Genomic DNA, 19,914 nt, shown 5'->3' with positions numbered 1-19,914 from the left:
CCTTCACTGCACAGGTTAACCCCACAGGTGGTAGCCCAGGCAGGCTGCCCACACTGCCACCAATAGGGCCCAGCTGCGCAGGAACGGGTTAAGGCCGCCAGTAGATCCCTCGCGTCGACCAGCACTCCCCTGGCTCCACAGGCGAGAGGACACGACCACGCATGACGAAGCCCCAGCCTCGTCGCATACAACAAGGCCGGGGCACGGGGAGGCGGGGTCAAGCGCCCTACTCGAGCTCGAAGGCCCCCGTGTAGAGCTGGTAATACACGCCTCCCTGCTCGATCAGGTCGTCGTGGGTGCCGCGCTCGATGATGCGCCCCTGCTCCAACACCATGATCGCGTCCGAGTTACGCACCGTGGAGAGGCGGTGGGCGATCACGAAGACCGTGCGCCCCTCCATCAGGTTGTCCATGCCCTGCTGCACGAGGGCCTCGGTGCGCGTGTCGATCGAAGACGTCGCCTCGTCCAGGATCATCGCCGGCGGGTCGGCCACGGCGGCGCGCGCAATCGACAGCAGCTGAGCCTGCCCCTGGGACAGGTTGGAGCCGTTGCCCGTCAGCATCGTGTCGTAGCCCTCGGGCAGTCGGCGAATGAAGGAGTCCGCGTTGGCCAGCTTCGCAGCCTCGATACATTCCTCGTCCGTGGCGTCCAGGCGGCCGTAGCGGATGTTGTCCATGACCGTGCCCGTGAAGAGCTTGACGTCCTGCAGGACGACGCCGAGGGAACGACGCAGGTCCGACTTGCGGATCTTGTTGATATTGATGCCGTCGTAGCGGATCTTGCCGTCGGCGATGTCGTAGAAGCGGTTGATCAGGTTCGTGATCGTCGTCTTGCCGGCGCCCGTCGCGCCCACGAAGGCGATCTTCTGGCCGGGCTTGGCCCACAGGGAGATGTCGTGCAGGATCTGCTTCTCGCCATCGTAGGAGAAATCGACGTCCTCCATGACCAGTTCACCGCGCAGGCGCGTGTAGGTGACGGTGCCGTCCGCCTGGTGGGGGTGACGCCACGCCCAGATTCCCGTGCGTTCCTCGGTCGGCTCGACCGAGCCGTCGGGCAGCTCGCGGGCCCTCACGAGCGTCACGTACCCGTGGTCTTCCTCCGGCTCCTGATCGATGAGAGCAAACACGCGGCCCGCTCCCGCCATACCGAGGGCGATCATGGGAACCTGCATCGACATCTGGCCAATGGTCTGGGAGAAGTTACGGACCATGCCCAGGAAGGACACGACCACGCCGACCGTGATGACGTCGACGCCGACAAGGTGGACGTTCGGCGTCTGTTCCAGGATCATGACGCCGCCGACGATCGCGATGACCACGTACATGATGTTGCCGATGTTGCCCAGGGCCGGCATGAGCACGTTGCCGTAGATGTTCGCCTTCTGCGAGGAATCAAAGAGCTTCTGGTTGTACTCGAGGAACTGATCCTTCGCATCCTGCTCGTGATTGAAGACCTGGACGACCTTCTGGCCGTCCATCATCTCTTCGATAAAGCCTTCTTCGTCGGCGAGAGCGGCCTGCTGAGCCTTCATGAAGCGACCCGACAGGCCGCCAAGCTTGCCGGTGAGGAAAGCCATGAGAGCGCCCACGATGAGGACAACGAGGAAGAGCCACACAGAGTAGTAGAGCATCGTTCCGATCAGGACGATGATCGTCAGACCCGACTGAATGAGCGTCGGGATGGACTGGCCGATGAGCTGACGGATCGCGTCCGTGTCGTTGGTGAAGGTCGACATGATCGCGCCGTGCGGATGTGTGTCGAAGAAGCGCAGGGGCAGGCGCTCCATCGAGTCGAACATGTCGTCTCGCATGTGCTTGAGCGTCCCCTGCGTCACGATCGCCATGGCGCGGGTGTAGATGAAGCTACCGATCACGCCGGCGGCAAAGATGATGCCCATCATGACGACGAGGCGCACGAGCGTGGCGCGCACGGCGCCGAAGCCGCTCTCCAGGCCCGGGGTCACGACGTTGTCGACGATCTGCTGCATGAAGATCGAACCGACGGCCGAGGCCACGGCTGCCGTAATGATGCACACGACCGTCAGGCTGATGCGCACCGGATAGTGGCGGAACACGTAGGCCATGAGGCGGCCGAAGGGACGCTCGATGCCCTCGAGTTTGTCGCCGTCGTTGTCAACGGGACGACCGTGCGTGCGTGCCATGTCAGGCCACCTCGCTTTCGCTCGCGGCGTTCTGGGACTCGTAGATCTCGCGGTACTCCCCGCCCGCTGCCATGAGCTCCTCGTGGGTGCCGCGTTCCTTGATGCGTCCGTCGTCCAAGACGATGATCTGGTCGGCGTGGCTGACCGAGGACAGGCGCTGGGCGATGATGATCGTCGTCGTGCCCGGAATCTCGGTCTCGAAGGCGTTGCGGATGAGCGAATCGGTCTTCGTGTCCACTGCGGACGTCGAGTCGTCCAGGATGAGGATCTTCGGGTTCTTCAGGAGCGCTCGAGCGATGCACAGGCGCTGTTTCTGGCCGCCCGACACGTTGGTACCGCCGCGGGAGATAACGTAGTCGTAGCCGCCTGGCAGCTGCTGGATGAACTCATCGGCCTGCGCGAGCTTGCACGCATGCTCAATCTGTTCGTCGGTTGCGTCCGGGTTGCCCCAGCGCATGTTGTCCTTGATGGTGCCGGAGAAGAGAACGTTCTTCTGCAGGACGACGGAGACCGCGTCGCGCAGCGCGCTCAGGTCGTAGTCGCGCACGTCGTGCCCGCCAACCTTCACGGATCCCTCGGAGACGTCGTAGAGGCGGCAGATCAGCTGGATGAGCGAGGTCTTGGACGAACCGGTGCCGCCCACGATGCCAAGCGTTGAGCCGGACTCGATACTCAGGTTGATATCGGACAGCGCGTTCTCTTCGGCGCTCTCGGAGTACTTGAAGGACACACCCTCGAAGACGACGGAGCCGTCCGCGACCTCGGTGGCGCCATTGGCCGGGGAGGTGAGCGACGGGTCGTGGGTGAGGACCTCGGCGATACGGTTCGCGGACTCTGCGGCCATCGTCGCCATGACGAAGATGAAGGCGACCATGAGCATGTGCGCGAGGATCTGGATGCCGTAGGTGATAAGAGCGGTCAGGCCGCCCTTCGTCAGCTCGGTTGCCCCCGAGTTCACGATGATCGAGGCGCCCACGTAGTCGACGGCCGTGATCGCGGCGAAGATGAAGAACATCATGACGGGGCTGTTGAGGGCGATGAGCTTCTCGGCGTTCGTGAAGTCCTTGCGCACGTCCTGCGAGGCGGCGCGGAACTTCGTAGTCTCGTGTTCCTCGGTGACGAAGGACTTGACCACACGGATCGCTGCGACGTTCTCCTGCACGGAGTTGTTCAGGGCGTCGTACTTCTTAAAGATACGGCGGAAGATCGGGAATGCGATGAGCACGATAGCCGCCAGGATAATGGCGAGAACCGGCACCATCCCGAGGAAGATCAGGGCCATCTGGACGTTGATGCGCCACGCCATCACGATGGAGAACACGATCATGAGGGGGACGCGCACCGCGATGCGGATCATCATGCCGAAGGCGTTTTGCACGTTGGTGACGTCCGTGGTCATGCGGGTGACCAGCGAGGACGTGGAGAAGCGGTCGATGTCCGCGAAGGAGAAGTCCTGGACCTTGAAAAACAGGTCCTGACGCAGGTTCTTCGCCAGGCCCACCGACGCAGTTGCCGCGAATCGCGCGGCCAGAATACCGCAGGCCAACGACGCGAAGGCGTAGCCGATGAGGATCGCGCCCAAGCGAACGACGGGACTCAAGGAGTCTCCATCGAGCGCATCCACCAGTGAGACCATGGTCAGCGGGATCAGACACTCGAGGATGACCTCCCCGATGATGAACAGCGGGGTCAGGAGCGCCGGAGTTTTAAACTCCCGCAGTCGCCCCATAAGCGTTCGAATAGTTTTCATTGTTCTCCTCGTCTTCGTCCATTCTTCTTCTCATCGACGAGGCCGGGGCCGCGCTGTCAGCGTCCGTGCAGCCTGCAGATGGTGATAATTGCTTTTTCGACGGCGCGCTGCGGATCGCGTGACGCGCCTTTCGTTTCGGCGTCGGCGGTGGCAATTGCACCGAAGGCGCCAGCCAGGGAGGCGTCGGACCAGCCGCGCAGTTCGCGCCGGGCTCGGTCCACCTGCCAGGGGGCCATCTTGAGGGCGGATGCGGATCCGCCAATGGAGACCCTCGCCATGGCGCGGAACTTCATGGCCAGGGCAGCCACGAGGAGCTGCGGGGCGATGCCGGTGGCGAACGCGTGGCGGGTGAGGGTCAGGGCCTTCGCGGAGTTTCCTGCAACCGCCGCGTCGGCCACGTCGTATCCGGTGGCCTCGACGCGCCCGGCCTGGTAGCGGCGCACGTCCTCGAGGGTGATGCGTCCGCTCACGTCGGAGAGGAGCTGGGCCAGGGCTCCGGCCATCGCGCGCGGATCGTTGCCCAGCGCATCGACGAGTGCCTGCTGGGCCTCGGTGTCCATCTGCCTGCGCGCGGCGCGCACGTCGGAGGCGATAAGGGCGAGCTTGTCGCGGTCGTTTTTGAGCGGATCGGCGGGGATGACGGGCCATTTCGCCTTGGTGATCGTGTCGATGACCTTCTTGCCGCGGGCGTTGCCCCCGGGGTGGGCAAGGAACATCCACACGTCGGGGGCGGGCGCGCCGGCGTAGGCAATCAGGTCGGCGGCTAGCGCGTCGCTCATGGTCTCCAGGTCCCGGATGATGACCATGCGGGATTCGCCGAAAAGCGAGGGGGATGCAATGACGTCGATCTGCCCGGCCTGGTAGGTCGCAGCGTTGATGTCGGTGCGTTCGAGGTTCGGGTCGGCCTCGTGAGCCAGGGCGCGCAGCCGGTCGAGGGCGCGGTCGACGAGAAGGCCCTCGGATCCTTTAATCAAGACGATCGGAGCCAGCGTGATCTGCGCGGGTGCCGACGAGCGCGTTCCACGTGCCGCCACGTTGTCCTACCTTTCGACGCGATGGTAACTCCCTAAGTCTGCCACCGTCCGTGGCCATCTGCGTCCGCCTTTGCCCAGGGCGGATATAAGTCGTGGCAGGTATCACCGCCGTATGTCCATCGTAACCAGACGGCACGCGCAGCAGGGGCCAGGACACCGGACGGGCGGTGTCCTCTCGTCAGGCTCACCCGCGCCCGCCCCGCTCAGGGGTCCTCGGCCTCGTCCAGGAGGGGGATGCCCCACCGACGCCACGCGCGCCACGCCAGCCACCCGGCGCCCGCACAGGCGTAGAGGGCCAGGATGGTTCCCGCTCCCCCGGGCACGCGCGTCCCAGAGCCCGGCATTGCCTGAAAGAAGCGCGCGGCCCCAGCGATCCAGGCGGTGGCCCAGGAGGCCACGCGCGTACAGGCAGTCGCCGCGCCCGGGCATGTCGGCGCGAGGAGTGCTCCGCTCAGCCCCGCGAGTGTCGCGACGGGCACGGCTGGCTCGGCGGCGACGTTGGCGGCGATCCCCCACAGCGGCACGGTCCCGGACAGGGAGACGATGACGGGGGCGGTCACCAGCTCGGCCAGGGCAGGCACGCACACCAGTTCCGCACCCCGACGCAAGGCTCGTCCGGCGCGCGTGTCGCCCCGGATGCGACGCTTGACACTCCGAGCGACCGCGGATGCGGGCCCCACGACCGCGAGCGCCGCCAGCACCGACAGGGCAAATCCGTAGGAGCGCGACGCCCAGGGGTCGATGAGGAGGGTGGCGATGACGACGGCGCATAGGGCGGCTGTGGCCTGTCCTTCGCGGCCGAGAATTAAGCCAAGGGTTGCGACCGAGGCGACGCACACGGAGCGAACGACGGAGGCCTCGGGCCCGACGAGGGTGATGATTGTCCCCAGCACGGTCAGGGTCCCGCCCACGCGCAGCGGGACGCGTGCGGGCAGGATCAGGTTGAGTGCGGCCAGGATGATGACGATGTGTGAGCCGGAGACGGCGGTCAGGTGCGTCAGGGAGGTGGCTTTCATGGCGTCGGCGAGGTCGGTGGGCACGAGCCGGTCGTCGCCTATCGCCATGCCGGGCACCAGGCCGCGCGCGTCGCGTGGGAGGGTGTGGCAGGCTGCGGATAGGGCGCGGTGGGTGTTCCTGCGCCAGGTGTCCAGGCCTGCGGGACGGTTCGTGAGGGCTGCGTGTCTGGCGCGGATGGCTCCGACGGAGGGGGCGTCGGCCGCGAAGCTTGCGTCGAGGCTTCCGCTGATCTCGTAGACGTCTCCTCGCGCCGCTCCCTCCCACCCCGGCGCGCTGACCAGCGCGCTCGCCTGCGACGGCACCCACCTGTCCCCCACCCGCACGGCGAGGATCCGTACGCGCGCCCGGTGCCTTGTCGTCGTTCCTGACGAGGCCGGGGCCGGGTCACGCTCGAGTCTGACCGACGCGTGGATCGGGCCGGATTGTGACCGGGCGGGGTCGGTTAGGTAGGAGGCGCCGGCCGCACTGGCGACCGCGAGCGCGCAGGCGGTCGTGGCCAGGAGGAGAGCGGCGCCCAGGCGGAGGGAGCGCGGGGGTGTGAGGGCGTGTCGGGGTGGGTGTGTGTTCCTGTGTGACCATGCGTAGGAGGCTGTTGTCAGTCCAGATGCGAGTGCGAGGGCGGCGATGAGGGGTAGGGGCGTGGGGTGGGCGGTGGCCCACCAGCTGGCGGCCCAGGTGGCGGTGGCTGGGGCGAGGAGGCGCAGGTCGATCATGCGTGGGGCGCGTTGGGTGTCGGCGGGTCGCTGGCGGCACCGCGGCGGCGTGGGCGATCCAGCCTCGTCGGGGCGCGGGGCCGTTTCGGCGTGATGGAGGGAGTCCTCGCTGGGTTCGTCGGGTGGTTCTGTGTCGCTCATGGGCACACCCCCGGTCGTATCTTCTCGATGAGGGCGGGCCCGATGCCGGGCACCTCGTCGAGGGCGTCGACGGAGGGAATGTGTGGGTGAGTGGCCCGGTAGTCGATGATGCGCTGGGCCAGGGCGGGCCCGATGCCGGGCAGGGTTTGCAGGTCGGTGGCGCTCGCCGTGTCGAGTTGCACGCAGGCGGACTGGGCGGATTCCGCGCCTGCGCTTGGCTCCGGGGGTGATTGCCCAAGCGCGGCGACGCGGATGTGTTCGCCGTCAACGACGGGGCGGGCCAGGTTGATCGCGTCGAGGTCGGCATCCTCCAGGGCGCCTCCCGCAGCCGTGATGGCGTCGATAACCCGGGAGGAGGCGGGCAGGGTGAGGACGCCGGGGGTGGCGACGGCCCCGGAGACGTGGACGACGACCTCTCCTGCGCTGTCGGTCCCTGGCGTGGCGGGGCCGACAGGTGTCGCGCTGGTCCCGCCCGAACCCGCCTCGGCGGCCTTCTCCGCGTGGAGTTCGGCCGATTGTTCGGCGGCTTGGTCTGCTTCGCGTGCCCGATCGGTGGCCCGCGCGTGCCTCCACACCCCGATTCCGGCGAGCAACACCAGGACGATCAGGACAGCGGCGACCGTCGTCGACCCCGGCAGCAGGCGCATGGCCGATGGTTCTGGGGGCTCATCGTCGTCGTTGATGGCGCTGTCGTACACGGCTTTGGTCAAGGCCGCCATCCTGCGGTGAGCGATCCAACGTGGAGGGTTCATCCCTTGACGCTACGACCTGCCCTGAGCCCGTGTCTTGGCGGCGAGGCCTGCCTGTGGATAGGCGCGACACGACGCCGCCCCCTGTGGACAGCCGCGACACGACACATCCCCCTGTGGATGGGGCCACAGCCCTGAGCGCCGCTATCGCGCGCATGGGACCGGCGTCCCAAGGGATACTGTTGCGGTAACGTCGAGAACGCCGGGCGCTGCGCGCCCACTGCCCGAAAGACATCACCATGAGCGAGAACATCGAGGATCTCAAGGCCCGCCTGGCCGCCGCCGAAGCCGCCGCCAAGGCCGCCGAAGCCGAAGCCGCCCGCGCGAAGGCCGAAGCACTCCGCGCACAGCTTGAAGCCGCTGGCACCTCCGTCGACGCCCCCGCCCCTACCACCCAGGAAACCCCCGCACCGGCCGAGCCCACCCCCGAGGCGGCACCCGCCCCCGCGCCCGAGACCACACCGTCCACGCCGGAGGCGGCCCAGGCCTCGTCCCCGGAGGCTGCGGGCGAGCTGTCCGCGTTCGCCTCAGGGATCAAGGCTGCCTACTCCTGGGACGTCCCCGCGGTCGCCATCGGCACCCTGATCGAGGACGGCACGCGCGTGCCCGGCGTCAGCGCCAAGATGCCCCTGCCCATGTTTAACCGTCACCTCCTGGTCGCGGGCGCGACGGGCACGGGCAAAACCCGTACCCTCCAGCTCCTGGCCGAAGGCCTGTCGGCGGCGGGTTCTTCCGTGCTCCTGTGCGACGTGAAGGGCGACCTGACGGGCCTGGCCGAGGCGGGGGCGAGCTCCGAGAAGCTTCTGGCCCGCACGGCCGCCAACGGGCAGGCGTGGGCTCCCTCGTCCTTCCCGATTGAGCTGCTGAGCCTGGGCGGGGCGGATTCGCAGTTCCCGGGCGTGCCCGTGCGCGCCGAGGTCTCCGACTTCGGCCCGATCCTGCTGGCACGCGCCCTGTCCCTGAACACGACGCAGGAGCAGGCCCTCCAGCTGATCTTCGCGTGGGCGGACGGCCAGGGCCTGGAGCTCGTGGACCTGCCCGACCTGCGCTCGGTCATCTCCTTCCTGACCTCCGAGGAGGGCAAGGATGAGCTGGCGATGATCGGCGGCGTCTCCAAGGCAACCGCCGGCGTCATCCTGCGCGCCCTGACCGCGCTCGAGTCCCAGGGCGGCGGGCAGTTCTTCGGCGCCCCCGGCTTCGACACCGCCGACCTCATGCGCATGGATTCGACCGGTCGCGGCATCATCTCCCTGCTGGGCGTCGGCGACATCTCCTCGCGCCCGGCCCTGGTCAGCGCCGTCATCATGTACCTGCTGGCCAACCTGTTCGCCACCCTGCCCGAGGTCGGAGACGCACCGCGTCCCAAGCTGGTCTTCTTCTTCGACGAGGCACACCTGCTCTTCGCCGACGCCACCAAGGAGTTCGAGCGTCAGGTCGTCCAGACCGTGCGCCTCATCCGTTCCAAGGGCGTGGGTGTCGTCTTCGTGACGCAGACCCCCAAGGACATTCCCTCCGACGTGCTCGCACAGCTCGGTTCGCGCGTCCAACACGGCCTGCGCGCCTCCACGCCGGACGACTTCAAGAAGCTCAAGGCGACCGTGCAGACCTTCCCGAAGACCAGCCTCGAGCTCGACGAGGTCCTCACGACCCTGGGCACGGGCGAGGCCGTCGTGACCGTCCTGGATCCGAAGGGTAACCCAACCCCGGTCACCCCGGTCGGCATTTGGGCCCCCGCCTCCGTCATGGGCCCCGCGTCCGCCGACACGGTCGCGCGCATCAACCAGTCCAGCGTCATCATGGGCCGCTACCGCGACGCCGTGAACCCGGACTCGGCCGAGGAGAAGCTCGAGCGCCGCGCGGCCGAGGCACAGGCCGCCCGCGAGGAGGCCCTCGCCCAGGAAGCGGCCGAAAAGGAAGCGGAAAAGGCACGCAAGGAAGCCGAGAAGGCCGCGGAAAAGGCGCGCAAGGAGGCCGAGAAGGCGGCTGAGAAGGCCGCCAAGGAACTCGAGAAGGCCGCCGCGAAGGAAGAGGCCGCGCGCGAAAAGGAAATGGAACGCCTGCGCCGCCAGGTCGAGAAGCAGCAGGAGAGGGAGGAGGCCGCGCGCCAGCGCGCCGCCGAGCGCCGCGCCCGCCAGGTGGAAAACGCCCTCGGCTCGGTCCTGCGCACCGCAGGGCGTGAAATCACTCGATCGATCTTCGGCACGCGCAAGCGCTGAGGCGCGCTTTTCCGCCGTTTTCTCCCCCACGAGGCCGGGGCTGGGTTGCTGAAAAACGCAAACCGGCCCCGGCCTCGTCTCACAGTTCGGCCACTGCACCAAGAACAGGCAAAATGCGGGTAGGCTGCCTGGCAAGTGGCCAACACACTCAGGGAGACGCTCATGCGCATCGGATTCATCGGAACGGGAGCCATGGCCCAGGCCATCGCTCGCGGCGCCGTCGCGTCCGGCGTCGATCCTGCAACCCTGGTCTTCTCCAACCGCACGGCCACCAAGGCCTGCGATCTGGCCGACGAGCTGGGCGCCACCGCCGCCTCCTCGAACGTGTCCCTGGCCCGCCAGGTTGACGTCGTCATCCTGGCTGTCAAGCCCAAGGACCAGCGAACGGTCATCAAGGAGATCGCCCCCGTCGTGGTTGGACGCACCGATGTGTGCATCGTGTCCCTCGCGGCCGGGCGCACCCTCGACCAGATCACCCAGGACTTCGGATCGGGTATTCCACTGATCCGCGTCATGCCCAACGTGGCGGCGACCGTGGGCCAGTCCATGACGGCCCTGACGGCCGCGCGCACCACCGAGGACCAGGTGGACGCGGTGCGCGACCTCATGAACGCCGTTGGTCGAACCATCCTCATCGACGAGGACTATTTCCCGATCTTCCAGGCTCTGGCCTCGTGCTCTCCGGCCTGGTATTTCCAGATTATTGATACGTTCGCCCGCGCGGGCCTCAAGTATGGTCTGTCCAAGGACAGCGCCGTCGAGATCGCCGCGCAGGCGATGGCGGGGGCCGCCACGCTGCTCCTCGCTGAGCGCGAGGCGGGCACAATCCCCGCGCAACTCATTGACCGGGTGACGAGCCCCGGCGGCACCACAATCGCAGGATTGCTGGCCGCCGAGGAAGGTGGTTTGTCGAACGCACTGGTAGGTGCTGTCGACGCCTCCATCCACGCCGATTCCCATCTCGGCTGACACCACCACCTGCCGCGACGCGGCTTACTTTCTCCACCTCACGTGGCGCTTTCGCGCACCCTCAACACAGGAACACTCATGTTGCTTTTCAACGCAGTCGTGCTCTCCGTGATCGTCATGCTGGTCCTCAGCGTCGCACGCGTGCACGTCGTTATCTCGCTTTTCGTGGCATCCCTCGTGGGCGGCTTGGTCGCCGGCATGGGCGTGTCCGGCACGATGGTCGCCTTCCAGGACGGCCTGGCCGGCGGCGCCAAGATCGCCCTGTCCTACGCCCTCCTCGGCGCGTTCGCCATGTCGGTCGCCCACTCTGGATTGCCGCGCCTGCTGGCCGACTGGATCATCAAGAAGCTGCGCAACGCCGACGAGTCAAACTCGGCGCGCGTGGCCCGCTCCGCCAAGTGGGGCATCCTCGGCGGCGTCCTCGTCATGGGAGTGATGAGCCAGAACCTCATCCCGATTCACATCGCGTTCATTCCGTTGCTGGTGCCCCCGCTCATCGGCGTCATGAACGAGCTGAAGATGGACCGCCGCCTGGTCGCCTGTGCGATCACCTTCGGTATCGTCACGACCTACATGTTCGTGCCGATCGGCTTCGGCCGCATCTTCCTGCACGACATTCTCTACAAGAACATCGAGGACGCCGGCCTGCCCGTCGAAGGCATCGTTAACCCGATGGCCGCCATGGCAATCCCCGCCGCCTCGATGGCCGTGGGCTGCGCGATCGCCCTGCTGTTCTCCTACCGCAAGCCGCGCGAATACGAGCAGCGCGAGACAGAGTTCAGCACGGCCGACGACAAGCCGATCAACATGGTCAAGGTCTGGGCGGCCGTCCTCGCCCTCGTCGCATGCTTCGTCATCCAGGCCGTCATGACCAAGATGGATTCCGAGGCAGACCCGCTGCTCGTGGGCGCCCTCGTGGGCCTGTGCATGATGCTCGCAATGCGCGTCGTGCCCTGGCAGCAGGCCGACGACGTGTTCTCCGGCGGCATGAAGATGATGAGCCTCATCGGCCTGATCATGATCACCGCGCAGGGCTACGCGGCCGTGCTGAAGGCCTCGGGCCAGATCGAGCCCCTCGTCGAGCAGACCTCTGCGATGTTCAACGGATCCAAGGCTCTGGCCGCCATGATCATGCTCGTCGTCGGCCTGATCATCACGATGGGTATCGGCTCCTCCTTCTCGACGCTGCCGATTATCTCCGCGATCTACGTGCCGCTGTGTATTGCCCTGGGCTTCTCCCCCGTCGCCACGGTCGCGATCATCGGCACGGCGGGCGCGCTGGGCGACGCCGGTTCTCCCGCGTCGGACTCGACGCTTGGCCCGACAGCCGGTCTGAGCGTGGACGGTCAGCACGACCACATGCGCGACACGGTTATCCCCGAGTTCATCCACTACAACATCCCGCTGCTCATCGGCGGCTGGATCGCCGCGATGGTCCTCTGATTCCGTCGTTCTCCTTCACGAGGCCGGGGCTGGGTTCACTGCTGAGGTGACCTGGCCCCGGCCTCGTTATGCGCCCGCGAGCGCGACGATCACAGGGACACGATGATGCATGCTCTCGCGCGTTCTTCTTCCACCCATTGGGCCGATTCCCAGAGCTGCTCGAGAGTGATTGCCTCCAACCACGTTTCGACCCAGGTCTCGCCGAATTGCTCGTCGTTCCATGGATCGTGGATGAGCGCGTGCTCGCCCATGATCCCCCACACGTAGACCCAGTGGGGAGTTTGTTCACCGTTGAGATCCTCCAGGTCGACGAGCACAATGACGCCGTTTCCCTGTTCGAGGGCGGCGCGCAGCTCCGAGAGACCCCAGTCGCCGATGTGGTCCCGAACCCCGAGTGCCCTGGCCTCGTCCACGTGCTGGCGGTGAATGGCGCGGCGGGCTGCGGGGGACGCCGCGTGCGCGCGCGTCAGCCCGACGACTGGCCCCTCATGGGTGACGACTACCTCAACGCTTTGTCCGCGCCTTGCGAGCGCGGCCGCCAAGCCGTAAGGCCCGACCCCGAGGGAGTACGTCGACTCGCGCCACAGCTCCATCTCGTCTCGCAGGCAGTGGCTGACCTCATGAGGGGCACCTCCGCTGGCGTGCGCGAGGGCCATGAGCGCGCTTGCCGGGCCGCACGTGAAGTCGGTTTTCTGCCTCACATACGCGGGAATCTCCTGGGGACGAGCGTTCCACCGCACCCATCCGTGCACGCTGGCGTGCCCGTGGTCGGGGTCTTCTTCGATCGACAGCGGTGAGCCGACCACCCCTGCGGCAGTAAAACCTCGGGAGCGAAGCTCCTCCTCGAAGACGGAGCCATCATCGCGCGTCACGGCCTTCGCGAGCGGGGCGTCCGGAGCAGCATCGAGGACGGCTTGGATGAGAACCGCCCACGAGCGAGCAGACTCGATGGCACGTGCCCCGGCGTCGTCACCGTCCAGCAGACACGCATCCACAATCGTTCGGTGGGCCGAGGCCGTCCGGTGGGCCTCCAGGAGAGCGTGCCCGCCGTACGTCCACAGGGTCGCGGACACCGCCGGACCCATCGCCGCCCACCGCGCGGCGTGCGCGGCAGGGATGCCGAGAGCCGTCAGATGCTCGCGCGCATTGTTGCCGGGACGGATCGTGGTTGGTGTCGGGGTGGTGCTCATGCGAATTCCGCGTCTCGACCGGGCACGGCGCTCAAAAGCTCAACCGTGTACTCCTCGGAAGGATTGTGCAGGATCTCTTCAGTCGGGCCTTCCTCCACGACGACACCGCCCTTCATGATGACGAGGCGGTCGCACATGGCGCGTGCCACCGCCAGGTCGTGGGTGATGAACACGAGCGCGAATCCTTGCTCGGCCTGCAGGCGCGTCAACAGGTCCAGGATGGAAGCCTGGACGGACACGTCAAGAGCAGACACGGCCTCATCGGCGATGAGCACGCGCGGCCGCGTCGCCAGCGCACGCGCAATCGCCACGCGTTGGCGCTCGCCACCAGAGAGGCGGGAGGGGCGATGCTTCGCGTACTCGGCCGGGAGCTCAACCGCTGCCAGCAGCTCCGCCACGTCGCTGGCCGGGCGACCCGCGACGGACGCTGCCTCGGCGAGTGCCTGTCCGATGGTTCGCGCGGGGTTGAGCGCAGAATACGGGTTCTGGAACACGATTCCGACGGTCGGTCCTCCCCCGGCGTGCGCGCTGACGTGGACTGTTCCAGAGTCGGCGTGTTCCAGCCCGACAATGATGCGCGCGAGCGTCGTCTTGCCCGACCCTGATTCTCCGACGATGCCGATGGATTCTCCCTGCGCGATGTCCAGGGACACGTCCATGAGGGCGACGTGCGATTCCTTGCGTGATCGGAACACCTTCGTCAGGTCGCGAACCTCGACGATCGTCTCCCCGCCGTCGGGTATGGACTTGCCTTCGCGCGGGTTGGGTCCGTCGAGCCGTGGTTCGGCGTCCGCCAGGCGTTTCGTATAGTCGTGTACCGGCGAGGTGAGGACCGCATTGACCGGTCCTTCTTCGACGATCTGGCCGTCTTTCATGACGATGACGTCGTCGCCGAACTGACGCGCGAGCGCCAGGTCGTGGGTGACCAGCACGAGCGTCATGGCGTGCTCGTCACGCAGGCGTGTCAGCAGCGTCAGGATGTCGCGCTGCGTCGTGACGTCCAGGGCCGTCGTCGGTTCGTCAGCGATGAGGACGCGCGGCTCAGAATCGAGCGCCGCCGCGATGGCGACGCGCTGGCGCATTCCGCCCGACAGTTCGTGGGGGTACGAGCGAGCAACCCGGGCGTCGAGTCCGACGTCCGCCAGAAGCGCGCGTGCACGCTGTGAGCGTTCGGAGCGCCTGCCGGTGCGCGCGGCCGTGATTTGTACTCCGCACGGCAGCGTCGGCGCCAGCGACGTGAAGGGATCCTGCGGGAGCCAGACGATTCCACCACCGCGCTGTTTCTTCAAACGCCCCTGGTCCGCCGCCAGATCGTAGTCTTGCCCTCCCAGCGACACCGTTCCACTAGCAACGAGCGCAGAGGGGGTCAGCGCGCAGAGAGTCCGCGCGAGCATCGACTTTCCCGCACCGGACTCGCCCACAATGACGAGGGTGCGCCCCGAGCGGGCGTTCACGCTTACGTCGTCGACGATCACTCGTCCACTGCGGTCGGTGACACTCACGTGTGAAGCCACGAGGCCGTCGCCGCTTTCACGTATCGTCGTGGTACTCATCAGTCACGTTCCTTGCGCTCGGCAAACCAGTCACCCGCAATGTTGATCGCTGTGGCCGTCACAATGATGGCGAGTCCGGCGGCCACTGACGCGGCGGGATTGTGGGCGAGGAGGGCTCGTCCATCCGCGAGCTGGCGCCCCCAGTCGGCATCCTGCGCACCGACGCCGAGGCCCAAGTAGGACAGGCCGGACATGGACACGAGCGCGAATGCGATGTTGACAAAGAGGTTCGCCCACACGATCGGCGTAATGTTCGGCAGGATATGCACGGCGAGGATACGAGGACCGGACAGGCCCAGGACGCGCGTGGCCTCGATATACGGCTGAGGCTTTTGCGCGAGCGTGGCCGAGCGGATCATACGCACGTCCGAGGGAGCAAACAGCACGATCAGCACGCCGACCGTCACCCAATAGCTGCCACCGATCACGCCCGCGACGACGATCGCGAGGAGCGTGACGGGAAGTGAGAGGAGAACCTCGCAGGAGCGAGACACGCAGGCATCCCACAGCCCGCCGCGCCACGCCGCGCTCATTCCGAAAAACAGACCGGCCACCATCGAGCCCACGGCGATGACAATCGGCCCCACAATCGCGGAGCGCGCACCGGCAACCGTCAGGGCAAGAACATCACGCCCCACCTTGTCGGTGCCCAGCAGATGCCCGGGGGTACCCGCCGGGCTCACACCGAGGGCCAGGTTCTGGTCCAGCGCGCCGGGAACCAGCACCGACGGGACGATCACGCAGATCGCGACAGCGACCAGAACGACCACGGACAGGACCACCGAGCCGGGGATCTTGCGTGCGGAGGAACCAATGCCTCGTCCCAGGGCGCGCGGAGAAAGCGACAGCGCCATCAGGCTCCCCTCCCCTCGCCGACCGTCTGACGCGGATCGACAGCAAAGGCGACGACATCGACGATCAGCGTCACGACGATGATGACGAACGCAACCAGCAGCGCGATCGCCTGCACGACGGGCACGTCCTTGTAGGTGATGGAGTCGGCGAGGAGCTGTCCGAGGCCGGGCAGGGAAAACGCCTCCTCAACGAGCACCGTGGACCCAAAGAGCGTCCCCAGGATCAGGCCAGCGGAGGTGATGATCGGCAGCGCCGCTCCCCGCACGTACATGGCCGTGATGCGCCTGCTGGGCACTCCCCGCGAGCGCGCGAAGGTCACGTAGTCCTGGGCGAGTTCGGCCCCGACGGCCGCGCGGGTGATGCGTACGAGCATCGCGCCGATTCCGGTCGCGAGCGCGATCGCGGGCAGGGCGAGGTGCCACAGGGTATCAACGACGCCTGTTCCTTCACCGAAAACGGGAAACCATCCGAGCATGAGCCCGAAGACGTACAGCAGGACAAGGCCGAGGGCGAAGCCGGGTGCGGACACGCCCACAACCGACCAGCCGACGATCGTGCGATCAACCCAGGATCCCCGGCGCCGTGCCGCAGCGATCCCCAGGGGGATGCCGACGGCGACGGCGAGGATGAATGCGCCGATGGTGAGCCAGGCGGTCAGTGACACGCGCGAGGCGAGCACGTCGGTCACGGGCGTTGCGGAGCGTACCGAGTCCCCGAAGTCGCCGGTGAGGGCGCGGGTCAGCCAGTGCCAGTAGCGCACGACGAGGGGCTCGTCCAGGCCGTAACGCGCGGTCACGGCCTGGCGAACCTCGGGGGTCAGTCGCCTCGTGCCCACCAGGATCTTCACGGGGTCTCCGGGTACCAGGTACAGGAGAGAGAAGACGAGGAAGGACAGGAGGGTGAGCACCACTGCCGCGCCGGCGAGGCGGCGGAGGATGTAGCGCAGCATTTACTTGGCCAGTTCCAGGGAGGAGGCCCACGGGGTCATGAAGAAGTAGGGCGTGTACTCCGTCGGGGTGACGCGCGAGGCGAAGGCCGTCGACGTCTTGCCCCACCAGATCGGCGAGTAGATCGTGGTCTCTTGAGCAATGCGCTCTGCCTCGACGATGTCGGTGACGCGCTTGCTCGGGTCGGTCTGGGTGGCCTGAGAGGCGATCAGTCCCTGGACCTGTGCGTTCTCGTATCGTGCGGGATTGTCGGGGCCAAGCAGCCACCCGGCCACCTCGCCCGGGTCGCCGGTCGTGGAGGTGTAGCTCATGTAGGACAGGCCGTAGGTGCCGCTGCCGACCTCGGAGATCCACTCTTCGATGGGCTTGGAGGTAACGGTCAGGTTGATGCCGATCTGCTTGAGGTTGTCGGCGATCGCGAGGGCGGCGGATCCCAGGTCTGGAATCGACGAGGGGTAGGTCAGCTCGGCGTCGAAACCGTCGGGGACCTTGGACTGGGCGAGTTCGGCGCGCGCGGCGTCCAGGTCGAAGGAGTCGATGGGCAGGCCCGCTTGCGCGTCCGTGGCAGCCTGCTCGCCGATCTCGCTGCCCAACTGATCGGGCGGCTCGATGCCCGTCGCTACCGTCGCTTGTCCCTTGAGGATCGAGGAGACGATGGTGTCACGGTCAACGGCGTGGGCGATGGCCTTGCGCACGTGGATGTCATCGAAGGGCTCGACGTTCTGGTCGAAGGTGAGGCCCACGTAGGAGCGGTCGGATTCGGTCAGGACGCTGACGCCGTTGATCCCTTGGAACTGCGAGACCTGGTCGATCGGCAGCTGGGTGGCGATGTCGATCGTTCCGTTCTTTTGCGCGAGGAAGCGCGCGTTCTCATCCGAGAAGAAGTCGAATTCGATGGTCTGGGCGGGGGTGTCTCCGCCCCACCAGGTGCCGCTCTTTGTGAACACGGCCTTGGAGTCTGGCTGGAAGGACACGGCCTTGTAGGGGCCTGTGCCCATGATGAGGTCGGTCGAGGACCCGTAGGAGGCGGCCGCCTCGTAGAAGGACTGTTCGGTGATCCACAAACCGCCGTTCGCGGTGACCGTCCACCCGAAGTTAACCGCGGGAGCGGGCAGGGTGATCGTGATCTGGTTGTCGCCGCTTTGCTCGGCCTGGACGCCGGCGGGCCAATAGACCGCGGAGGACGGGGACTTGTCGGGGTCCTTGGCGATGTCGATCGAGAAGAGGACGTCGTCGATGGTGACGGGGTTCCCGTCCTGGAAGAGGGCGTCGGGTCTGATGTCGAAAACCCAGGTCTGGGCGTCGTCCGTGTGGTACGAGGAGGCAATCGCGGGGATCAGCTGGCCATTCTTATCCACGGCGAGGAGGCCTTCGGAGACGACCTGCGCGACGTAGTAGTTGATGATGCCGGTTTCGTGGGCGGTGTCCAGGGTGGACAGGGAGCCCGGCAGGCCGACCGCGATGGTTCCCTCGCGGGAGGCCGACTGGGCTGCTCCTCCCGACGGCGCGCAGGCCGCAAGGGTCGCACACATCATGGCAGCGACGGAGGCGAGGGTGGCTGCTGTTCGTGGGATGCGTGCGATGTGCATCGGTGTCTCCTTGTGTCTAGTAGCGGCGGGAGTGCCGACACCTACCGTATGCACCGGAGAAGTCTTGGGAGAAAGATCCTCGTCAGGCGATCATTTGTAACAGTGGTTGATTACTTGTCATCTATGTGTCAGGTACTGCGTGACGATGTCGTGCAGCACCTCGGCGGTCGCGCGCACGTCCGCGAGCGCAATGTGTTCGTCGTGGGCGTGGAGCTGGGCGTAGACGTGCCCGAGGCTCGCGCCGGAGTCGTAGGCGCCGAATCCGTATCCGATGCCGCCGTGCCTTCGGGCCACGCGCAGGTCGGTCCCTCCGGGCATGAGGACGGGGACGACGCGCACGCCCGGGTATCGCCTGGCGAGGGCCGCCTCGATCACCCGGTACAGGTCGGTGTCGATCGGCGAGGCCGTGGCGGGTTCGCTCAGGAGGCGCTCGATGGTCACGTGCTCGGCGAGGTCGTCGAGGGCCGCCACAATGGCGGCGTCCACGTCGTCATCGTCGACGCCCGGCAAGGTGCGGATGTCCAGCTCGAGGGTGGCGTGGGAGGGCATGACGTTGATGGGCCCGCCGGAGCGGGCGACCGTCTGGGCGACGGTCACGTGGGAGACGGCGTGGGCGTAGGCGGCCAGGTCCCCGAACTCGGAGTAGTCGCCCTCGTAGGTTCCGTTGATGAGACTCGTCTCGGTCGCTTCCTCAAACTCGAAGGCACGCACAAACCCAGCCCAGACCTCGTCCGTGGCGGTGGGCCAGCGGGCGGCGGACAGCGCCGCGCTCACCTGAGAGAGCCGCTCGACGGCGCTCGTGCGGCCCAGTGGAACCGAGCCGTGGCCGGCGTCGCCCCGAATGTGGAGGCGGCGCTGGGCGGCTCCCTTTTCGCCGACGACGATGACGATGCTCTCCCCTCCCCTGGCTCCCACGATGCGCGAGCCGCCCATTTCGGACAGGGCCGCCTCCCACGGGAGGGCGTCCGGCCTGTGCTCGCCGATCCACGGGACGCCCAGTCCTCCTCGCGCTTCCTCGTCAGCAGCGGCCACGAACACCAGGGAACGGGCTGGAGGCTCACCTTTCTGGGCGCGGCGCGCGACCTCGCGGGTGACGACGGCCATCGCGGCGGTCAGGTGGAGCATGTCGACCGTGCCGCGCCCCCACATGACGCCTCCGTCGATGTCGGCCCCAAAGGGCGGGTGCGTCCAGCGTTCCTCGTCGACGGGGACCACGTCGGTGTGCCCGATGAGGGTGAGCGCGCCCGAGCCGCGGCCCTGATCCGAGCCACGGCCTCGTCCCTGGATGCGATCCGCGCCCCGGGTGCCCTCCACCGTCACGACCAACGTGGTACGGCCGGGATGCGGAGTGATACGTTCGATTGACACGGGCAGGCCCGCGAAGAACTCCTCCAGCAGAACGGCGGCGCGCTCCTCCCCGCCCGAGTCGGCGGTCAGGTCGTTGACGCAGCCCAGGCGCACCAGGCGCCCCAACAGGTCGACGGTCTGCTCGCCCAACGATTGCGCGCTCATGTTCTCCCCTTCCGCGCGGGGGCCTCGGCCCGGCTCCCCTGTGTGGCACCCACGGTATCCTCGAGTGCGACCAGT

The 19,914-nt window shown here is 67.1% G+C and carries 14 protein-coding genes; 3 read left to right on the top strand and 11 right to left on the bottom strand.

Annotated elements, in window-relative coordinates; all coding sequences use genetic code 11:
* Positions 1 to 226: 226 nt before the first annotated feature.
* The 5 genes from O3669_RS04345 to O3669_RS04325 form a co-directional block, all read right to left on the bottom strand.
* On the bottom strand, positions 227 to 2,161 hold the full coding sequence (locus O3669_RS04345) for an ABC transporter ATP-binding protein (protein WP_371523799.1): 1,935 nt from the start codon (positions 2,159 to 2,161) through the stop codon (positions 227 to 229).
* Between the two features lies 1 nt (position 2,162).
* The gene (locus O3669_RS04340) at positions 2,163 to 3,911 is read right to left on the bottom strand and encodes an ABC transporter ATP-binding protein (protein WP_371523797.1); all 1,749 of its coding nucleotides are present in this window, start codon (positions 3,909 to 3,911) and stop codon (positions 2,163 to 2,165) included.
* Between the two features lie 56 nt (positions 3,912 to 3,967).
* Entirely contained in the window at positions 3,968 to 4,945 is a 978-nt protein-coding gene (gene holA / locus O3669_RS04335; RefSeq protein WP_295967742.1) for a DNA polymerase III subunit delta, read from the bottom strand.
* A 203-nt stretch (positions 4,946 to 5,148) separates the two neighbouring features.
* Positions 5,149 to 6,816 carry a ComEC/Rec2 family competence protein gene (locus tag O3669_RS04330; RefSeq protein ID WP_371523796.1) on the bottom strand — a complete coding sequence of 556 codons (1,668 nt, stop codon included), beginning with the start codon at positions 6,814 to 6,816 and terminating at the stop codon, positions 5,149 to 5,151.
* Positions 6,813 to 7,568 carry a helix-hairpin-helix domain-containing protein gene (locus O3669_RS04325; protein ID WP_371523795.1) on the bottom strand — a complete coding sequence of 252 codons (756 nt, stop codon included), beginning with the start codon at positions 7,566 to 7,568 and terminating at the stop codon, positions 6,813 to 6,815. The genes O3669_RS04330 and O3669_RS04325 overlap by 4 nt, the downstream gene beginning before the upstream one ends.
* Positions 7,569 to 7,804: 236 nt before the next feature.
* On the opposite strand from O3669_RS04325, the gene O3669_RS04320 reads away from it, so the two are divergent.
* From O3669_RS04320 to O3669_RS04310, 3 genes are all read left to right on the top strand, one after another.
* Positions 7,805 to 9,781, top strand: a complete 1,977-nt coding sequence (locus O3669_RS04320) for a helicase HerA-like domain-containing protein (protein ID WP_371523794.1) — start codon at positions 7,805 to 7,807, stop codon at positions 9,779 to 9,781.
* A 162-nt stretch (positions 9,782 to 9,943) separates the two neighbouring features.
* Positions 9,944 to 10,750, top strand: coding sequence for a pyrroline-5-carboxylate reductase (gene proC / locus O3669_RS04315; RefSeq protein ID WP_295919737.1), 807 nt, complete (start codon positions 9,944 to 9,946; stop codon positions 10,748 to 10,750).
* A gap of 78 nt (positions 10,751 to 10,828) precedes the next feature.
* Positions 10,829 to 12,193 (top strand): Na+/H+ antiporter family protein, encoded by a 1,365-nt coding sequence (locus O3669_RS04310; protein WP_295968185.1) that lies wholly within the window; start codon positions 10,829 to 10,831, stop codon positions 12,191 to 12,193.
* A gap of 89 nt (positions 12,194 to 12,282) precedes the next feature.
* Here the strand turns inward: O3669_RS04310 and O3669_RS04305 are convergent, their stop codons facing one another.
* The 6 genes from O3669_RS04305 to O3669_RS04280 all read right to left on the bottom strand — a co-directional run bounded on the left by O3669_RS04305 (position 12,283) and on the right by O3669_RS04280 (position 19,839).
* Positions 12,283 to 13,383 carry a peptidase C39 family protein gene (locus tag O3669_RS04305; RefSeq protein WP_371523793.1) on the bottom strand — a complete coding sequence of 367 codons (1,101 nt, stop codon included), beginning with the start codon at positions 13,381 to 13,383 and terminating at the stop codon, positions 12,283 to 12,285.
* Positions 13,380 to 14,936 (bottom strand): ABC transporter ATP-binding protein, encoded by a 1,557-nt coding sequence (locus O3669_RS04300; RefSeq protein ID WP_371523792.1) that lies wholly within the window; start codon positions 14,934 to 14,936, stop codon positions 13,380 to 13,382. Before O3669_RS04300 ends, O3669_RS04305 begins: the two co-directional genes overlap by 4 nt.
* Positions 14,936 to 15,790, bottom strand: coding sequence for an ABC transporter permease (locus O3669_RS04295; RefSeq protein ID WP_371523791.1), 855 nt, complete (start codon positions 15,788 to 15,790; stop codon positions 14,936 to 14,938). The genes O3669_RS04300 and O3669_RS04295 overlap by 1 nt, the downstream gene beginning before the upstream one ends.
* Positions 15,790 to 16,740 carry an ABC transporter permease gene (locus O3669_RS04290; RefSeq protein WP_371523790.1) on the bottom strand — a complete coding sequence of 317 codons (951 nt, stop codon included), beginning with the start codon at positions 16,738 to 16,740 and terminating at the stop codon, positions 15,790 to 15,792. Before O3669_RS04290 ends, O3669_RS04295 begins: the two co-directional genes overlap by 1 nt.
* Positions 16,741 to 18,327, bottom strand: coding sequence for an ABC transporter substrate-binding protein (locus O3669_RS04285; RefSeq protein WP_371523789.1), 1,587 nt, complete (start codon positions 18,325 to 18,327; stop codon positions 16,741 to 16,743).
* Positions 18,328 to 18,444: 117 nt separating this feature from the next.
* A complete protein-coding gene (locus O3669_RS04280; protein ID WP_371523788.1) occupies positions 18,445 to 19,839 on the bottom strand; it encodes a M20/M25/M40 family metallo-hydrolase in 1,395 nt (464 codons plus the stop codon).
* Positions 19,840 to 19,914 lie beyond the last annotated feature (75 nt).

This window comes from Pauljensenia sp. 20925_1_34 (assembly GCF_041432775.1).
Taxonomy (GTDB): Bacteria; Actinomycetota; Actinomycetes; order Actinomycetales; family Actinomycetaceae; genus Pauljensenia.
This window is presented reverse-complemented; position numbering and strand designations above follow the sequence as displayed.